Origin of the sequence: Burkholderia sp. MSMB0856 (assembly GCF_001524645.2) — a bacterium.
In the GTDB taxonomy this organism is placed as follows: domain Bacteria; phylum Pseudomonadota; class Gammaproteobacteria; order Burkholderiales; family Burkholderiaceae; genus Burkholderia; species Burkholderia diffusa.
Genome location: NZ_CP013429.1, coordinates 201,820 through 218,142, shown reverse-complemented (window position 1 = coordinate 218,142; position 16,323 = coordinate 201,820). Strand labels below are relative to the sequence as shown.

The 16,323-nt window shown below is 69.1% G+C and carries 17 protein-coding genes; 7 read left to right on the top strand and 10 right to left on the bottom strand.

What is annotated here, in order from left to right; translation table 11 throughout:
• Positions 1-36: 36 nt before the first annotated feature.
• Both WS87_RS29675 and WS87_RS29670 read left to right on the top strand, forming a co-directional pair.
• Positions 37-684, top strand: coding sequence for a UdgX family uracil-DNA binding protein (locus WS87_RS29675; RefSeq protein WP_059817024.1), 648 nt, complete (start codon positions 37-39; stop codon positions 682-684).
• Complete coding sequence (locus tag WS87_RS29670; protein ID WP_059817026.1) at positions 681-1,988, top strand: NRAMP family divalent metal transporter; 1,308 nt, start codon at positions 681-683, stop codon at positions 1,986-1,988. The genes WS87_RS29675 and WS87_RS29670 overlap by 4 nt, the downstream gene beginning before the upstream one ends.
• Positions 1,989-2,116: 128 nt before the next feature.
• Here WS87_RS29670 and WS87_RS29665 read toward each other — a convergent pair whose 3' ends face one another.
• The 7 genes from WS87_RS29665 to WS87_RS29635 all read right to left on the bottom strand — a co-directional run bounded on the left by WS87_RS29665 (position 2,117) and on the right by WS87_RS29635 (position 6,832).
• The gene (locus tag WS87_RS29665) at positions 2,117-2,728 is read right to left on the bottom strand and encodes a hypothetical protein (protein ID WP_059817028.1); all 612 of its coding nucleotides are present in this window, start codon (positions 2,726-2,728) and stop codon (positions 2,117-2,119) included.
• Between the two features lie 59 nt (positions 2,729-2,787).
• Positions 2,788-3,399, bottom strand: coding sequence for a DUF4142 domain-containing protein (locus tag WS87_RS29660; RefSeq protein ID WP_059817031.1), 612 nt, complete (start codon positions 3,397-3,399; stop codon positions 2,788-2,790).
• 28 nt (positions 3,400-3,427) lie between these two features.
• Positions 3,428-4,285 carry an SDR family oxidoreductase gene (locus WS87_RS29655; protein WP_059817033.1) on the bottom strand — a complete coding sequence of 286 codons (858 nt, stop codon included), beginning with the start codon at positions 4,283-4,285 and terminating at the stop codon, positions 3,428-3,430.
• Positions 4,286-4,385: 100 nt separating this feature from the next.
• Positions 4,386-4,952, bottom strand: a complete 567-nt coding sequence (locus tag WS87_RS29650; RefSeq protein ID WP_059817035.1) for a hypothetical protein — start codon at positions 4,950-4,952, stop codon at positions 4,386-4,388.
• Between the two features lie 67 nt (positions 4,953-5,019).
• The gene (locus WS87_RS29645) at positions 5,020-5,319 is read right to left on the bottom strand and encodes a DUF2795 domain-containing protein (protein ID WP_059537044.1); all 300 of its coding nucleotides are present in this window, start codon (positions 5,317-5,319) and stop codon (positions 5,020-5,022) included.
• A gap of 46 nt (positions 5,320-5,365) precedes the next feature.
• Complete coding sequence (locus WS87_RS29640) at positions 5,366-6,394, bottom strand: SDR family oxidoreductase (RefSeq protein ID WP_059817037.1); 1,029 nt, start codon at positions 6,392-6,394, stop codon at positions 5,366-5,368.
• A 27-nt stretch (positions 6,395-6,421) separates the two neighbouring features.
• Positions 6,422-6,832 (bottom strand): BON domain-containing protein, encoded by a 411-nt coding sequence (locus WS87_RS29635; RefSeq protein WP_059817039.1) that lies wholly within the window; start codon positions 6,830-6,832, stop codon positions 6,422-6,424.
• A gap of 243 nt (positions 6,833-7,075) precedes the next feature.
• On the opposite strand from WS87_RS29635, the gene WS87_RS29630 reads away from it, so the two are divergent.
• Both WS87_RS29630 and WS87_RS29625 read left to right on the top strand, forming a co-directional pair.
• Complete coding sequence (locus WS87_RS29630) at positions 7,076-8,392, top strand: glycosyltransferase family 4 protein (protein ID WP_059817041.1); 1,317 nt, start codon at positions 7,076-7,078, stop codon at positions 8,390-8,392.
• Positions 8,392-9,435, top strand: coding sequence for a UDP-glucuronic acid decarboxylase family protein (locus WS87_RS29625; protein WP_059817362.1), 1,044 nt, complete (start codon positions 8,392-8,394; stop codon positions 9,433-9,435). The genes WS87_RS29630 and WS87_RS29625 overlap by 1 nt, the downstream gene beginning before the upstream one ends.
• A 26-nt stretch (positions 9,436-9,461) precedes the next feature.
• Here the strand turns inward: WS87_RS29625 and WS87_RS29620 are convergent, their stop codons facing one another.
• Positions 9,462-11,768, bottom strand: coding sequence for a hybrid sensor histidine kinase/response regulator (locus tag WS87_RS29620; RefSeq protein ID WP_059817043.1), 2,307 nt, complete (start codon positions 11,766-11,768; stop codon positions 9,462-9,464).
• Between the two features lie 103 nt (positions 11,769-11,871).
• Between WS87_RS29620 and WS87_RS29615 the strand changes: the two genes are divergently transcribed.
• Together WS87_RS29615 and WS87_RS29610 are read left to right on the top strand one after the other, a co-directional pair.
• Positions 11,872-12,579: a PIG-L family deacetylase gene (locus WS87_RS29615; protein ID WP_059817045.1), complete on the top strand. Its 708-nt coding sequence runs from the start codon at positions 11,872-11,874 to the stop codon at positions 12,577-12,579.
• Entirely contained in the window at positions 12,558-13,481 is a 924-nt protein-coding gene (locus WS87_RS29610) for a glycosyltransferase family 2 protein (RefSeq protein WP_059817047.1), read from the top strand. Before WS87_RS29615 ends, WS87_RS29610 begins: the two co-directional genes overlap by 22 nt.
• A 17-nt stretch (positions 13,482-13,498) precedes the next feature.
• Here WS87_RS29610 and WS87_RS29605 read toward each other — a convergent pair whose 3' ends face one another.
• Positions 13,499-14,866 (bottom strand): sigma-54-dependent transcriptional regulator, encoded by a 1,368-nt coding sequence (locus WS87_RS29605; protein ID WP_059693179.1) that lies wholly within the window; start codon positions 14,864-14,866, stop codon positions 13,499-13,501.
• A 228-nt stretch (positions 14,867-15,094) separates the two neighbouring features.
• Positions 15,095-15,217 (bottom strand): hypothetical protein, encoded by a 123-nt coding sequence (locus WS87_RS34490; RefSeq protein WP_257127630.1) that lies wholly within the window; start codon positions 15,215-15,217, stop codon positions 15,095-15,097.
• On the opposite strand from WS87_RS34490, the gene WS87_RS29600 reads away from it, so the two are divergent.
• Entirely contained in the window at positions 15,216-16,298 is a 1,083-nt protein-coding gene (locus WS87_RS29600) for a sigma-54 interaction domain-containing protein (protein ID WP_059817049.1), read from the top strand. The two genes, WS87_RS34490 and WS87_RS29600, sit on opposite strands and share 2 nt — an antisense overlap.
• Positions 16,299-16,323 lie beyond the last annotated feature (25 nt).

The following is a 16,323-nucleotide window of genomic DNA, read 5'->3' as shown; positions in this document are numbered from 1 at the left end:
CGCGCGCGCGGCGCAGATGGGTACAGGAAGCACCCCATGACGCGCCAAGCCCCCGCAAAGCGCGCGGCGGTTTCGATCGCCGCCGACGACGATGCGCCGGCCACGCTCGACGCCTGCCGCCGCTGCGGACTGTGGGAACACGCGACCCAGCCGGTGCCCGGCGCGGGGCCTGCCGATGCGCGCATCATGCTGGTCGGCGAGCAGCCGGGCGACCAGGAAGACCGCGCGGGCATCCCGTTCGTCGGCGCGGCGGGCCGCATGCTCGACCGCGCGCTCGACGAGGCCGGGATCGAGCGCACGTCCGTCTATCTGACCAACGCGGTCAAGCACTTCAAATGGGAGCCGCGCGGCAAACGACGGCTGCACAAGACGCCCGCGCAACGCGAGGTCACCGCGTGCCGCTACTGGCTCGAACACGAACTCGATGCGATGCGCCCGCGCGTGGTCGTCGCGCTCGGCGCGACGGCGTTGCGCGCGGTGCTGCAGGACAACGAGGCAACGCTCGAGCGCACGCGCAAGCCGGTGCGCTCGCCCGACGGCTGTCTCGTCGTCGCGACCTATCACCCGTCCTACGTGCTGCGCACGCGCGGCGCCGATTCGCGCGAGCACGCATACCGGACGCTCGTCGACGCGCTGCGCACTGCGGCGCGCCTCGCGCGCGGCGCACCGGGAGACGCCGAATGAGCGACCTGCGCGGAGATGACAGGGCGCACGAAACCGCGAGCGCCGTACCCACCGCACGGCCGTGGTACCGACGGCTCGGCCCCGGCCTGCTCGCGGGCGCGTCCGACGCCGATCCGAGCAACGTCGCCGTCTATGCGCAGGCGGGCAGCCAGTTCGGCTTCCACATGCTGTGGATGACCGTGATCACGCTGCCGATGATGGTGGCCGTGCAGCTCGCGTCAGCATTCATCGGGCGCGCCAACCGCGAAGGCCTCGTGGCGGCCATCCGCGAGCAGTTCTCCAGCCGCCTCGCCAAGGCCCTGATCGTGACGGTCGTGATCGTCAACGTCGTGAACGTCGGCGCCGACCTCGCCGCGATGGGCGACGCGACCGCGCTCGTCATCGGCGGCCGCAGCTACCGGTATGCGCCCGTCTACGGCATCGCGTCGCTCGCGCTGCAGGTCCTGCTTTCCTACGAACGCTACGCGCGCTGGCTCAAATGGATGACGCTCGGCCTGCTCGCGTACGTGCTCGAACTTGGCTTCGTGCACATCGACTGGCGCAGCCTGCTGCAGGCGATCGTGCTGCCGCACATCGCGTTCACGCACGACTATGCGACGACGGCGGTCGCGGTGCTCGGCACGACGCTGAGTCCGTACCTGTTCGTGTGGCAGGCCGCGCTCGAAGTCGAGGAAACCCAGGCCGAGCGCCGCAACGGCGACACCGCATGCGCGCCCGGCGCGCGCCGCGAGACCGAGCGTCGCATCACGTTCGACACGTGGACCGGGATGATCGTGACCAACGCGGTGTCGTTCTGCATCATGGTGATCGGCGCGGCCGTGTTCTTCACGAACGGCAGGCATGACATCGCCTCCACCGCGCAGGCTGCCGAGGCGCTGCGCCCGATCGCCGGCGAAGCGGCGTTCGTCGTGTTCGCGTTCGGCATCGTTGGCTGCGGGCTGATCGCGATTCCCGCGTTCGCGGGCAGCGCCGCGTACGGCTGCGCGGAGGCATGGCGCTTTCGGGAAGGCCTGAACGAGCCGGTGCGGCGCGCGCCGGCATTCTATGCGGTGCTGGCGGCATGCGTGCTCGTCGGCATCGCGATCTGTTTCAGTCCCGTCGATCCGATCAAGGCGCTTTACTGGAGCGCGGTGCTCAACGGCGTCGCGGCGGTGCCGATGCTGGTGCTCGTGATGCTGTTGTCGCGGCGACGCGATGCGGCCGGCCAGCCGGGCAGCGGCATCGCGTCGAAGGCGTTCGGGTGGCTGGCGGTCGTGCTGATGGCGGGGTCGGTAGTCGTGATGGTCGTGGACATGCTGACCTGACCGGAACCGTGGTGTAGTTGCGTTCGCAACCGTTCAACCATGGAGGAAGGACCGGACCGGCGAAGCAACGATATCGGACAACCGGGCGGCCGCGCGAGCGGCGCGGCCCGGTTGCCCGATCGGCAGGGTTACATCATCTTGCCGCGCGACTTTTCGGCACGCGCCGCATCGGCCGCCGATTCGACCTTCTTCACTTCCTCAGGTGGCGGCAGCACCGCCTTGAAGCCCATCGAGTCGATCCACATCTCGCGCGCCCAGCCACGAGTGTGATACAGGTGATGGTCCTCGTCGGCCTCGACTTCATCGTGCGCGGCCTTCAGCGCCTTCGCCGCGTCGCCGTCGCGCAACTGGTCGGCCGCGTAGCCGATCAGCTCCCAGTTCAGGTGATCCTTGGTTTCGGCCAGCACCACGCATTCGGCCGCGACGACCTGCGCGACCGCCGGCTCAGCCTGCTTCCTCGCCTGCTCGATCACCTGGACGAGCGACTTGCCGGTCGCCTCCACGGCGGCGCGGCCCGGCGACTTCGTATCCGGATCGAGGCCGAGCGTGTCGAATACCTGGCGCAGCACGTCCTGGTGATGCATCGTCTCGCGGTGGTACTTCTCCCATTCCTTGTGCAGGTCCTCGTCGGTCGCGCACTGGAGCGCGGCCTCGTAGATCTTCGCGCCGCCAAGCTCGGTCTCGTATGCCTGGCAGAGCAGTTCGAGGATGCCTGCATGCTTCGATTGCCGTTGGGCCATGACTGCTTCTCCGAAAAAACGGGCCGCCCGCGCGGCCCTGGGGTTGAAACGGGCGCGCGTTACTGCGCGCCCACCTTGCGCTGGAGCGCCTCCGCCATGCTCAGGTGATGCCTGAGCGTCGGCAGCGTGGATGTCGCGAACGCACGCAGTTGCGTGTCCTTGCCGTCGCGCGCCTCGTCTTCGAACAGCGCGACCGCCTTCTTGTGCGCGTCCGGACCGACAGCGGCGACATAGGCTGTGTCGAACTCGTGCCCGCGCTTGCCGCGCAGCGCCTCGACGTCCGGATCCTGAATCTGGTCGACCTGCGGTTTCATGCCCTTGCGCGCGGCGATCTCGTCGAGCTTCATGCTCGCCTTGCCGTGGTCGGTCACCATCCGTTTCGCGAACGCGCGCACGTCCGCGGACTGCGCCTGCTGCAACGCGAGCTGGCCCGCCTGCACTTCGGCCTTGCCGGCCAGCGCGGCCTTGTCGACGAATTCCGCATCGACGCCCTGCGGCGCCTTCGCGATGCCCGCATCGCCCGCGCCGGCCCCCGACGTCGGGTTGATCACGCCGCCCGGCACATGCGAATTAGATGCGGGCGGCTCGCTCGGCATCTGTGCCTGCGCGAATCCCGACACGGCGAGCACGCCCGCGGCGAGCGCCGCGATCGTCCAGTTGGGTTGTTTCATGCGCTTTCTCCTGGTGTGGACAGCGTTGTCACCCGCCGACGATCGAGCCGCCGTTCGGATGCAAGGTCTGTCCCGTCATGTAGCTCGCGCCTTCGGACGCGAGCAGCACGTAGCAGCCGATCAGCTCGTCCGGCTGCCCCGGCCGCTTGAGCGGCACGTTCGCGCCGAACTTCGATACCTGTTCGGCGGTGAACGTCGACGGAATCAGCGGCGTCCAGATCGGCCCCGGTGCGACGGCGTTCACGCGAATGTCGCGCTCGGCCAGCTCGATCGACAGCGAGCGCGTGAACGCGACGATCGCGCCCTTGGTCGCCGAGTAGTCGGGCAGCTTCGGGCTGCCGTGATACGCGGTCACCGACGCCGTATTGACGATGCGGCCGCCCGCCTTCATGTGCGGCAGCGCGGCCTGCGTGCAGAACATCATTCCGTACACGTTCGTGCGGAACGTGCGCTCGAGCTGTTCCTCGGTCACGTCCTCGATGCCCGGCTGCGGATGCTGTTCGCCCGCGTTGTTGACGAGCACGTCGAGCCGCCCCAACCGCTCGACCGTGCGCGCGACGGCGTCGCGCGCCTGCCGGCGGTCACCCACATCGCATGCGATCGCCTCGCAGCGCCGCCCCGCCTGCTCGATCAGGCGCTTCGTGTGCGCTGCATCGTCCGATTCGTTCAGGTAGACGATCGCGACATCCGCGCCCTCCTTTGCGAAACCGATCGCGACCGCGCGGCCGATCCCGCTGTCGCCGCCCGTCACGAGCGCGACCTTGCCGGCGAGCTTGCCGCTGCCGACGTAATCGGCCGCTTCGTCGCGCGGCTTCGGCTGCATCTCCCGCTCGCGGCCCGGCTGTTGCGTCTGCGTCTGCGGCGGCGTTGTCCTGGCGGTGGTCATGATTTCCTCCTTGAGCGGGTGTCGCGAAGGCATCGCAAACGGCGTGCCGTGTACCGCGTTGCCGCACGCCGAGTGGCACGCGCATGCGGAAACGACTCGTTCAGCGCGGACTGCCCTGCGTGGTGCCGTCCGGCCGGCGCACCGGATCGAAGTCGCGCCACTCGCCGTCCTGCCAGTCGCCTTCGACGCGCTCGATCGACCGCGCGCCGGTCGCGCGCAGCACGTCTTCCGCTGCGGCCGCGGTCGTCGCCGTCACGCGCGCGGCCAGGATCACGCCGGTTTCGCTGTGCGCGAGCGTGCCCTTGCCTTCGGCCTGCTCGCCGCGCATCCGGCCGAGCGCGCCGCCGAACGCGCCGAGATACGCACCGGCGAGCGCGCCCGCTGCCGGCACGAACCAGTAGTGCACGCCGAGCGCATACACGATCAGTCCGACGATCGCGCCGATCAGCAGCCCGCGCAGCGCGCCGACCATCGCGCCGCGACCGCCCGGCTTCGCGGCCGTATCGGCATATACGTCGCCGCCGATAGGAAAGCGCGCGTGCTGGCCGCCCGGGTTCAGGAAGAAGATCGACACGTCGTCCGGGCCGAACGCGCGCTCGTAAAGGTGGCGCGCGCCACCTTCCGCTTCATCGAACGTCGTGAAACGTCCTGCGACGATCATCGCCATGTTCGTGCTCCTCGTGACCGTAAGGCGCCGCGCACGCGACGGCGTACGCGACGCGACGTTGCGGCGCTCACATCAGCCGCCCGAGCTCCTTCGACACCGATGCCGGCGTGCCGTATTCGCGATCGGGAATCTGCCTGAGCATGTCGAGCACGCGCGGGTCGGCATGCGACCGCTCCGCGCACTGGACGACGTCCGCCTTGCTCGCCGGATAGTCCATCCCCTTCAGCGCCTTCTGCACGTCGACGGGGCTCGGCGCCTTGCCGTGCCCCGTCTGGTGGCCGCCCTTGTCGTGGTCCTGCTGCATGCGCTCGCCTTCGTGCGCGCGAGAATGGCTGTATTCGTGGCCCGTATGTTGTCGGGATGACATGGAAACCTCCTTCAAATGAATAATCGACCAACGGAGAGTCATGCGCTTACGTCGACGCACGCCGCGCGCGTGCCAGCGCGGCAACCACCAGCGCCGCCGCGCCGAGCGCGACCGCACCGGCAACCTTCGGCTGCTGCACCACCGCGTTGTACGCACAGCCGCGCAGCACGGGCCCTTCCATTCCTTCGCGCTCGTGCAGCGCGTGGCGGGACTCGTACAACGCGTTGTCGTCGCGCGGGCGCGCGGGCCGCACCGTGCGCTGGCCGCGCGAGAACAGCGTGGCCGCGACGCGGTCGAACAGGCGCGGCGCGTGATACGCGCCGGCCGACGTCAGCTTCGCGGCGCCGCCGACGAACAGCGCGCGGCGCGGGTGCGCGGCGGCGAACAGGATCGCGTCGGCGACGAGGTCCGGATCGTAGATCGGCGGCGCCAGCTTCGCCTCGACGTTCATGTAGTTCTTCGCGTGCATCACGAACATCGTGTCGATCGCGGCCGGCTTGATGAGCGTGACGGACACCGGCAGGTGATCCGACTCGATCTCGAGACGCAGCGAATCGGTGAAGCCCTTGACCGCGTGCTTCGACGCCGCATACGCGCTTTGCAGCGGCACCGGCGCATCGGACGCCTCGCTGCCCATGTTGATGATCGCGCCGCCGTGGAAATCGCTCTTGCGCCGGAAATGATCCGACGCGACCAGCGAGCCGTGCACGACACCCCAGTAGTTGGTGTCGAACAGCCGGCGCTGATCCTCGAGCGGCACCGACGCCGCCGTGCCGAAGATCGACACGCCCGCGTTGTTGACCCACGTATCGAAGCCGCCATAGGTGTCGGCCGCCATCGCGGCCGCGCGTTGCACGTCCTCGAGAATGCCGACGTCGCCGGCGACCGGCACCGCGAGGCCGCCGTGCTGGCGGATTTCCTCGCAGAGCGTGTTCAGCGCGTCCTCGTTGCGCGCGAACAGCACCAGCTTCGCACCGCGCCGTGCCGCCTTGCGCGCGGTGACGAGGCCGATGCCGCTCGTGGCGCCCGTGATCACGATCGTCTGCTCGCCGACCGGTTTGAGCATGCAGTTCATCACTGGACTCCTTCTACGGGGCCGAGGTTATTTCGGGCGGATCGTCAACTGGTTGCGCACGTCCTGCACGCCGTCGATCTGCTTGACGACGCTGACGGCCTGCGTGCGCTGCTGGTCGTCCGGCACGCTGCCGGTCAGCATCACGACGCCGTGGCGCGTCTTCACGTGAATGTCGCCGGCCGACAGGCCGCTCGTGCCGACCAGCTCGGCTTTCGCCTTGGTCGTGATGGTCGCGTCGCGGATCTTCGTGCCGGTGCTCGAATGCGTCGACGACGACATGGATGAGGATGACGATCCACCGTCGTCTCCGGCGGCGAACACGTTAGGCGCGACGGCGATACAGGCGGTGGCCGCGGCGATCGCGACCGCCATGCCGAGACGCTTCGCCGCGCGACGGCGGAATCGCGGAGCGCGGGCTTGCAGCGGGAATATCTTCATCGTGACCTCCTATCGTGTGATGCCGGCATGGCCGGCGGACATCCGGGTGGCGCAAATCGCGTGCCGCGCGCAACACGCCGCGCGCACGCGCGGCACGCTGATCGGACGCCCTTTCATCCAACGCGTTGTAATTTTTGCGGCACATGGGTGGGGCACGCGCCCCGCGAAGTGCCGGGAATGGCGATTGCCGGAGAGGGACGCAACGGGGCTCGCCGACGCGGCCCCGACCTCGGGAGCAACACCATGCAAAGAATTGCGTTGATCAGTGAACATGCGTCGCCGCTGGGGGTGATCGGCGGCGTGGATGCGGGCGGGCAGAACATCTACGTCGCGAACGTCGCGAAGCAGTTGGCGGAGCGCGGCCTCGACGTCGACGTCTACACGCGCTGCGACAATCCGCACCTGCCGGAAGTCGTGCCGATCGGTCCGCGCATGCGGGTGATCCACGTGCCGGTCGGGCCGCCCGCCGATATCCCGAAGGAACGGCTGCTGCCTTACATGGGCGCGTTCGCGGACTACATGACGGCACGCATGCGGCGCGAGCCCGACCCGGTCGACGTGATGCATGCGAACTTCTTCATGTCGGGCGAGGCCGCGCTGCGCGTGAAGAAGCGTCTCGGGATTCCGCTCGTCATGACGTTCCATGCGCTCGGCCGCGTGCGCCGGCTGCATCAGGGCGCGGCCGACGGCTTCCCCGATGAACGCTTCACGATCGAGGACACGCTCGCGCGCCGCGCGGACCGGCTGATCGCCGAGTGCCCGCAGGATGCGCTCGACCTCACCACGCACTACCGCGCCGATGCCGCGCGCATCGAAATCGTGCCCTGCGGATTCGATGCGCGGGAATTCCGGCCCGTGCCGCGTGTCGACGCGCGTGCGCGGCTCGGCTGGCCGCACGATGCATTCGTCGTGCTGCAGCTCGGGCGGCTGGTGCCGCGCAAGGGAATCGACACCGTGATCGACGCGCTCGCGCGAATGCCGCGTGACCCGAACCGGCCGACGCGGCTCTACATCGTCGGCGGCAGCCAGGCAACGCCCGACCCGGCGCGCGATCCGGAACTCGCACGCCTTGCCGCGCTCGCGCGCGACACCGGCATCGCGGAGCACGTGACGTTCGTGGGCCGGCGCGAGCGCGACACGCTGCACCTGTACTACAGCGCGGCGGACGTCTTCGTGACGACGCCGTGGTACGAGCCGTTCGGCATCACGCCGGTCGAGGCGATGGCCTGTGCCGCGCCGGTGATCGGCAGCGACGTCGGCGGCATCCGCACGACGGTGGACGACGGCGTGACCGGCTACCTGGTGCCGCCGCGCGACCCGGCCGCGCTCGCCGAGCGTCTCGTGCAGCTGCGCGCACGACCGGACCTGTGCGATGCGCTCGGCCGGGCCGGTTATCTGCGCGCGCACCGCTTCTATACGTGGCGCGGCGTGACCGACCGCCTCGTCGACATCTACCGCGACGTCGCGCATCCGCAACGCGCGGGCACGGCGGCCAGCAGCCGCCGAACGCCCGTCGCGACCACGCCGGGCGTACTCGCGCACCGCAAGGAGAACGCATGATGAAGGGCTACGATCGCAAACGGGTGCTCGTCACCGGCGGCGCCGGGTTTCTCGGTTCGCATCTCTGCGAGCGCCTCGTGACGGCCGGACACGACGTGCTGTGCGTCGACAATTTCTACACCGGGACGAAGGACAACATCGCGCACCTGCTCGATGCGCCGAACTTCGAGCTGATGCGGCACGACGTGACGTTTCCGCTGTACGTCGAGGTCGACGAAATCTACAACCTCGCATGCCCGGCATCGCCCGTGCACTATCAGCGCGACCCGGTGCAGACGACCAAGACCAGCGTGCATGGCGCGATCAACCTGCTCGGCCTCGCGAAGCGCGTGAAGGCGCGCATCCTGCAGGCGTCGACGAGCGAAGTGTACGGCGACCCCGACGTGCATCCGCAGGACGAGCGCTACTGCGGCCGCGTGAACCCGATCGGCGTGCGCGCGTGCTACGACGAAGGCAAGCGCTGCGCGGAAACGCTGTTCATGGACTATCACCGCCAGTACGGCGTCGACGTCCGGATCGCGCGGATCTTCAACACGTACGGCCCGCGCATGCATCCGGCCGACGGGCGCGTCGTCTCCAACTTCATCACGCAGGCGCTGGCCGGCGAGCCGCTGACCGTCTACGGCGACGGCAAGCAGACGCGCTCGTTCTGCTATGTCGACGACATGGTCGATGCGCTGGTCCGGTTGATGGACGAACCGGGCGACGCATGCGAGCCCGTGAACCTCGGCAGCGACGACGAGATCGCGATGATCGACATCGCGCGCGAGGTCGTGAGGATCGTCGGCACGACGGTCGCGATCGAGTTCTGTCCGCTGCCGTCCGACGATCCGCGCCAGCGGCGGCCCGATCTTGACGCCGCGCACCGGCGCCTCGGCTGGCGCGCGACGACACCGCTCGCGAGCGGGCTCGCGCATACCGCGCGGTATTTCATCCATCGGCAGGTCGTGCATCACACGCCGGGCGATCTCGTGCGCAGCACGCAGATCGCATCGCACATGCTCGCGCAGATCAGCACACGGAACCGGCCGGCGGCGACCTGAGCGGGACGGCCGATGCCCGTCGCACGTCAGCCGTCGCGCGTCGTCATGCGAGCGATCTTGTGCGCCAGCTCGCGAACGTCGACCGGCTTGCACAGATAGCCGTCGAAACCCGCTTCGAGCGCGCGGCGCTCGTCGGCGAGGCCGGCATGCGCGGTCACGGCGAGCACGCGCAGATCGGGCGGGGTGCCGCCGTTCGCGGCGCCGCTGCGCAACGCGTCGAGCAGCCAGAAACCGTCGCCGTCGGACATCGCGAGATCGGACAGCACGACGGTCGGCTTCACGTCCGCGACGATCGCAAGCGCGTCGCGGCCCGACGACGCGATGGCAACGGTCGCGCCGAGCGTGCTCAGCGCGGCGGTCAGGCTCGCGCGCGTGGTGGCGTCGTCGTCGACGATCAGGATGCGCTGCGAGTCGAGCATCAGTGGATCGAGCAGCCCGTCGTGCTGCGCGACGCCCCACGCCATTGCCCCCACCGGCTGCCAGCCGGCCGGCAACGTCACGGTGAACGTGGCGCCGCGATCGCGGCCCGCGCTTTCGACGCGAACCGTGCCGCCGTGCAGCTCGGCGATATGCCGTACGATCGACAGGCCGAGCCCGAGCCCGCGTCGCGACGATGCGGGCGAATCGTCCGCGCGGCGGAACATGTCGAACACGTACGGGATGAACTCCGGCGCGATGCCTTGCCCGTCGTCGGAGACGGTCAGCGTCGCGTGCGCGGCGTCGCGCGACAGCGTGACCGTCACCGTACCGCCCGCCGGCGTGAACTTCAGCGCGTTCGACACGAGATTCGACAGCATTTGCCGCAAGCGCTCGGCGTCGCCCGACACCACGCATGCCGGCGCGGCGCAGTCGAATCCGAGCGCGATGCCGGCCGACGACGCGGTCGTCTGGAGTGCTTTCGTCGCATCGGCAAACAGCCGCACCACGTCCACCGGCATCGCATCGATCCGCAGCTTGCCGGTCGCGAGCGACGATGCGTCGAGGATGTCGCCGACCATGCGCGTGAGCGAACGCGCGCTGCGGTCGATCGCGTCGATCGCCTGCTGCTGCAATGCGTCGTCGCGCGAACTACGCAGCACCTCGACCCAGCCGTAGATCACGTTCAGCGGCGTGCGCAGTTCGTGCGATACGGTCGCGAGCAGTTCGTCCTTCAGGCGGTTCGACGTATCGGCCTGGTCGCGCGCGTCGCGCGCGCCTTGCAGCGAACGGTGCGCGCGCAGGTCGCGGCGGCGCTGCGCGCCGGTCTCGCGCAGCGTCAGCGACAGCGCGACGCAGCTGCGCGCGTCGCCTTTCACCGGGCATGCGGATACCGTCGCGCGAAAGCGCCGGCCGTCGCGGCGCACGCACAGCAGCTCGAGCGGGCCGACCGGTTCGCGCAACGCGTCGAACGTCTCGGCCAGCGGGTTGCGCGCCAGCCAGCGCATCGCGACCAGCGCTTCGAGCGGCCGCCCGCACGCGTCGCCCTCGTCGTACCCGAAGATCCGCTGCGCGGCCGGGTTCCAGCTCACGATCCGGCCATGGCCGTCGATCCCGACGATCGCGTCCGGCGATGCCTCGACGACCGCGAGCTGCAGCCGCGACTTGTCGGCGAGCACGCGCGCCATGCCGCCATCGCGCAACAGCAGCACCGCGCCGTCGATGTTGCCGTCCGCGTCGGCGATCGGCGACGCCGCCTCGACGATCGGCACCGGCCTGCTGTCGTCGGCGCCGTGCAGCCAGTGCCGGTCGGACAACGCATGCGCGCCGCCGAGCGCACGGTCGAGCGGCGTCGTCTGCACGCGCCGGCCGTCGTGATCGAACTCGCGCAGCACGTCGCGCACGGGTCGACCTGCCGCCTCGTCCAGGCCGCAGCCGGCCAGTTCGGCCGCCGCCGCATTCAGGTAAGTCACCCGGCCTTTCGCATCGGTCGCGATCACGCCGTGCGGCAGCGCCTGCAGCACGGCATCGAGCTGCCGCCGCGCGTCGGCTTCCCGCTGGCGCGCGAGCTCGTTCGTGAGGCGCGCGTGGCGCAGCATCGCCGCGACCGCACACACCAGCGCCCCGACCAGCAAGAAGGTGCCGAGCCGCACGAGGCGGGCCGGCAACGGTTCGGTATAGGCGCCGGGATCGGACAGGAACAGCGTCCAGACCAGCAGCCCGCTCGCCGCGGTCGACGCGATTCCGAACAGGAACGACGTCGCCCACGCGGCGCCGGCCAGCATCGGGTAGTACAGGACGAGCGACAGGTTGACGCCGCCGAAGCGGATCGCCAGCGCCTGCAGCACGGTCGCGATCGCGACGAGCATCACGGCGGTGGCGTAATTTCCGGCCGGCGGCCGTGCAAAATCAATCATCGGACACGCTCCTGCCGGCGAACCGGCGGCGGCGGGCCACGCGTGAACGGACGGGCACGTCACATGCTCGGCCGCTTACGCCGACCCGGGAGACCTTCACGCCATGACCATTCCGACACGCTGGCTCGCCATCTCGCCGCATCTCGACGACGCCGTCTTCAGTTGCGGCGAATTGCTCGCGCAGTCGCCCGGCTCGGTCGTCGTCACGGTCTTCGCGGGGATACCGGCCCGCGGGACGGCCGCGCCGCCGTGGGACCGGCGCGCGGGTTTCCGCACCGCAGACGAAGCCATGCGCGCGCGCCGCGACGAGGATCGGCACGCGCTCGAGACGCTCGACGCGCAGGCGGTGTGGCTCGATTTCCTCGACGACCAGTACGGCATGCCGGCCGCGTCGACGGCGATCGCCGCGCGCGTGGCCGCGGCCATCGACGCGCACCCGGGCTTCGGCGTGCTCGCGCCGGCCGGCCTGTTCCATCGCGATCACCTGCGGGTGCAGCAAACCATGCTGATGCTGCTGCGCGACGACGGTCGGACGGGCGACGCATCGCGCGTGTGGCGCTTCTACGAGGACGTGCCATACCGGCGGATCGACGGGCTGATGGCCAGGCGCGTGATCGGCTGGCGCGAACACGGCTGGGCCGGCCATCCGGTCGGCGCGCCAACCGGCAACCGCATGGACGGCGCGGCAGCAAAGGCCGCCGCCGTGGACGCGTATGCGAGCCAGACTGCGCTGTTCGAGCCTCATATGCGTGCCGATCTCCAGGAACCCGAAACATACTGGCGGCTCGAATGCGACGGCTCGTCCGCATAACGCCCGCGCATGTCGTGCTGCCGCCACGCGAAGCGCGCGTGACCGCGGTCGTGCTGACCTGGCGGCGCCCGACGGAACTCGCGCGCACGCTCGCACGACTCTCCAGCCTGCCCGACCGGCCGGCGATCGTCGTCGTCGACAACGGATCGGACGATGCAACCGCGGCGCTCGTACGCAACCGCTTTCCGCACGCGACGCTGGTGCATGCACCGGTCAATCTCGGCGCGTCCGGCCGCAACCTCGGCGCGGCCGTCGCGCGCACGCGCCACGTCGCGTTCTGCGACGACGACACCTGGTGGGCGCCCGGCTCGCTCGCCGAAGCAGCGAACCTGCTCGATGCGTATCCGCACGTCGCGGCCGTCACCGCGCGTGTGCTCGTCGGGCCGGAGCAGCGCGAGGACCCGACCTGCCGGCTGATGGCCGACAGCCCGCTCGATGCGCCCGTCGCGCTGCCGGGTCAGCCGATCCTCGGGCTGCTGGCCGGTGCGACCGCGTTCCGGCGCGACGCGTTCCTCGCCGCGGGCGGATATCACCCGCGCTACTTCCTCGGCGGCGAGGAAGCGCTGCTCGCGCTCGACCTGTATCGCGCGGGCGCGTGGCTCGTCTATGCACCGCATCTGACGGTTCATCATCACCCTTCGATGCAACGCGACATGCACGCGCGCGCGAGCGTCGCCGCACGCAACGCGGTATGGACCGCGTGGCTCAGGTGGCCGGCCGGCGCAGCGCTCGCGCATACGTTTCGCATGCTGCCGCGCCTGTGGCGCGAACGCGGCATCGCGCCCGCGTTCGCGGGCGTGCCGTGGATCTTGCGCGAGCGGCGCGCGCTGCCGCCGCACGTCGAGCGCATGCGTCGCCGCCTCGACGACGATGCGCGCCGCCGTGCGGGCGCGCGCGCATGAGCCTGTCGGGCACGACATCAGGAATCCGGTTTCTCCACTTCGTCTTCCAGTTGCGCGAGCCGGTTGTAGATCGTCTTCAGGCTGACGTCGAGCACCTCCGCCGCCTGCGCCTTCACGCCGCCGCATTGCGCGATCGTGCCGAGAATCAGCTTGCGGTCGACTTCCTCGAGCGGCGTGCCGAACGGCACCGTCACGCGCTCCTCGTTCGAGTCGACCATGTTCGACAGTTCTTCCATGATCGGCGGCGGCAGCGTGTCGATCACGTCCGCGTCGCTGAAGATGCTCGCGCGCTGCACGAAGTTGCGCAGCTCGCGCACGTTGCCGGGCCACGCGTAAGTCTTCAGCGCTTCGCGCGCGGCGGGCGCGAAGCGCAGGTTGCGGCCGCTTTCCTCGTTGTAGCGCTGCAGGAACGCATCGGCGAGCATCGGGATGTCGTCGCCGCGCTCGCTCAGCGACGGCAGCGGAATCGGGAACACGTTGATCCGGTGATAGAGGTCGGGCCGCAGCTTGCCGTCCGCCATCGCACCTTCCGGATCGCGGTTGGTGGCCGCGACGATGCGCACGTCGACGTCGATCTCGCGCGTCGAGCCGAGCCGCGTGAGCCGCCCGGTTTCCAGCACGCGCAGCAGCTTGACCTGCGATTCGACCGGCATCTCTGTGATTTCGTCGAGGAACAGCGTGCCGCCGTCCGCGCGTTCGAAGAAGCCCTTGTGCTGCCGCTCGGCCCCGGTGAAGCTGCCGCGGTCGTGGCCGAACATCTCGCTCTCGACGAGGTTCGCCGCGATCGCGCCGCAGTTCACCGCGAGAAACGGGCCGCGGCGGCGCAGGCTCAAATCGTGAACCGTCTGCGCGGCAAGCTCCTTGCCCGTGCCCGACTCGCCGGTGAGCAGCACCGACGCTTCGGTTCGCGCGACGCGGCCGATCGCATCGTAGACGGCCTGCATCGCAGGCGAGCTGCCGAGCATCCGGCCGAAGCGGCCGAGACGCTTCAGCTCGGAGCGCAGTTCGGCGATTTCCTCGTGCAGGGCGGTAGTGCGCGGCACGCGCGCGAAGATGCTGTTCAGCCGCTGCATGTTGAGCGGTTTCACCAGATAGTCGGTCGCACCGCGCCGCAATGCGTCGATCGCGGTTTCGAGGCTTGCGTGACCGGTGGTCAGCACCATTTCGCAATGCGCGTGCTTGGGCAATGCGTCGAACAGATCCATCCCGTTGCCGTCCGGCAGCACGAGATCGCACAGCACGAGATCGGGGGTATGCGTTGAAACGAGCGTGCGCGCTTCTTCGAGCGTCGCGGCCGTGTCGCAGGCGAGTTGCTGCGCCTGTGCGAGCGTCGCGAGCATCGTGCGCGTATCGGCATCGTCTTCGACGATCAGGACATAAGGCATCGAAGCTCCTTGGTGGTGCGGCTCGGGCGCCAAGATCGCCGAAACCGCGGCGGTCATGCGATGCGGGGTACGACGCCGCCATCTGGCGCCACGTCCGCATTGCACACGAATGAGCAGACTAGCTGTCCTGCAATGACAAACGAGTGCTTAGCAGTATAGAAGAAGCACGTCGCGCGATCGCCGCTCATCGAATAAATCTATCCCCGGGCTGCAGTGGCATTGCCAGATTCAATCCGGCAATTCCAGCATAAAAGGTATGATTTCCACATGAAAAAAACGACGCATGACGGTCATTTTTTCATCCAGCCCTCGACGATTTCGGTCAATACTTCCCAGCGCGATATCACTCATGTCGAAATCCGACGATGACGGCACGCGATTGTTCGGCCGCTCGCAAACGATCCAGAATCTGCTGCTGAAGGTATCGCGCGTCGCCGCTACGCGCGTCAGCGTGCTGGTGGTCGGCGAAAGCGGCGCCGGCAAGGATATCGTCGCGCGGCTCATCCACGACATGAGCCCGCGCCGGCGCGGGCCGTTCGTGCCCGTCAATTGCGGCGCGATCCCGAAGGACATCGCAGAATCCCATTTATTCGGACATGAAAAAGGCAGCTTCACCGGCGCCGTTGCACAACATGTGGGCATGTTCGAAGCCGCGCGCGGCGGGACACTGTTTCTCGACGAAATCGCGGAAATGCCGGCGGAATTGCAGGTGAAATTGCTGCGCACGCTCGAGTCGAACACGATCATGCGCGTCGGCGGTCACGAAGCGATTCCGCTCGACGTGCGGATCGTCGCGGCCACCCATCACGACCCCGTGGAGGCCGTGCGCAGCGGCCGGCTGCGCGAGGATCTCTTCTACCGGATCGCGACGATCGCGCTGCACGTGCCCGCGCTGCGGCAGCGCGAGGACGACGTCGGCGACATCGCGCTGCAGATCGTCGACCGGCTGAACGCCCGGCACCGCACGCGCAAGCGGCTGTCGATGCAGGCGATGAAGGCACTGCGCGCGTACACGTGGCCCGGCAACGTGCGCGAGCTGCGCAACGCGCTGGAGCGCGCGTTCATCCTCGCGGACGAACAGATCGAACTGCAGTTGCCGCGCCGGCAACTGCCGCGCGACGAAGTCCGACACAACGCAATGACGCTGCATATCGGCACGACGCTCGCGCATACGCAGCAGCGCTTCATCGTCGCGTCGCTGCGTCATTTCAACGGCGACAAGCCGCGCACCGCGAAGGCCCTCGGCATCAGCCTGAAGACGCTGTACAACCGCCTCGCGCTATTGTCCGAACACGAGCGCAACGCGGTGAACGGCGCGGCAGCGCCGGCGTCGGGCACGAGCAGTGCAAGTGGTGCAAGGGGTGCAAGTGGTACAAGTGGCGCCGGCGGCACCGCGAGCGCGGGCACGCCACCGAGTGCAACGAAGCCGTAAGCGCACCGCCCCGGCGGCTGAACCG

Coding starts and splice junctions, on each gene's coding strand:
- WS87_RS29645 (WP_059537044.1), bottom strand. CDS start 5,319: ATGTCATCCCGACAACATACGGGCCACGAATACAGCCATTCTCGCGCG.
- WS87_RS29600 (WP_059817049.1), top strand. CDS start 15,216: ATGTCGAAATCCGACGATGACGGCACGCGATTGTTCGGCCGCTCGCAA.
- WS87_RS29640 (WP_059817037.1), bottom strand. CDS start 6,394: ATGAACTGCATGCTCAAACCGGTCGGCGAGCAGACGATCGTGATCACG.
- WS87_RS29675 (WP_059817024.1), top strand. CDS start 37: ATGACGCGCCAAGCCCCCGCAAAGCGCGCGGCGGTTTCGATCGCCGCC.
- WS87_RS29615 (WP_059817045.1), top strand. CDS start 11,872: ATGACCATTCCGACACGCTGGCTCGCCATCTCGCCGCATCTCGACGAC.
- WS87_RS29610 (WP_059817047.1), top strand. CDS start 12,558: ATGCGACGGCTCGTCCGCATAACGCCCGCGCATGTCGTGCTGCCGCCA.
- WS87_RS29650 (WP_059817035.1), bottom strand. CDS start 4,952: ATGGCGATGATCGTCGCAGGACGTTTCACGACGTTCGATGAAGCGGAA.
- WS87_RS29635 (WP_059817039.1), bottom strand. CDS start 6,832: ATGAAGATATTCCCGCTGCAAGCCCGCGCTCCGCGATTCCGCCGTCGC.
- WS87_RS29655 (WP_059817033.1), bottom strand. CDS start 4,285: ATGACCACCGCCAGGACAACGCCGCCGCAGACGCAGACGCAACAGCCG.
- WS87_RS29620 (WP_059817043.1), bottom strand. CDS start 11,768: ATGATTGATTTTGCACGGCCGCCGGCCGGAAATTACGCCACCGCCGTG.
- WS87_RS34490 (WP_257127630.1), bottom strand. CDS start 15,217: ATGAGTGATATCGCGCTGGGAAGTATTGACCGAAATCGTCGAGGGCTG.
- WS87_RS29665 (WP_059817028.1), bottom strand. CDS start 2,728: ATGGCCCAACGGCAATCGAAGCATGCAGGCATCCTCGAACTGCTCTGC.
- WS87_RS29625 (WP_059817362.1), top strand. CDS start 8,392: ATGAAGGGCTACGATCGCAAACGGGTGCTCGTCACCGGCGGCGCCGGG.
- WS87_RS29660 (WP_059817031.1), bottom strand. CDS start 3,399: ATGAAACAACCCAACTGGACGATCGCGGCGCTCGCCGCGGGCGTGCTC.
- WS87_RS29670 (WP_059817026.1), top strand. CDS start 681: ATGAGCGACCTGCGCGGAGATGACAGGGCGCACGAAACCGCGAGCGCC.
- WS87_RS29630 (WP_059817041.1), top strand. CDS start 7,076: ATGCAAAGAATTGCGTTGATCAGTGAACATGCGTCGCCGCTGGGGGTG.
- WS87_RS29605 (WP_059693179.1), bottom strand. CDS start 14,866: ATGCCTTATGTCCTGATCGTCGAAGACGATGCCGATACGCGCACGATG.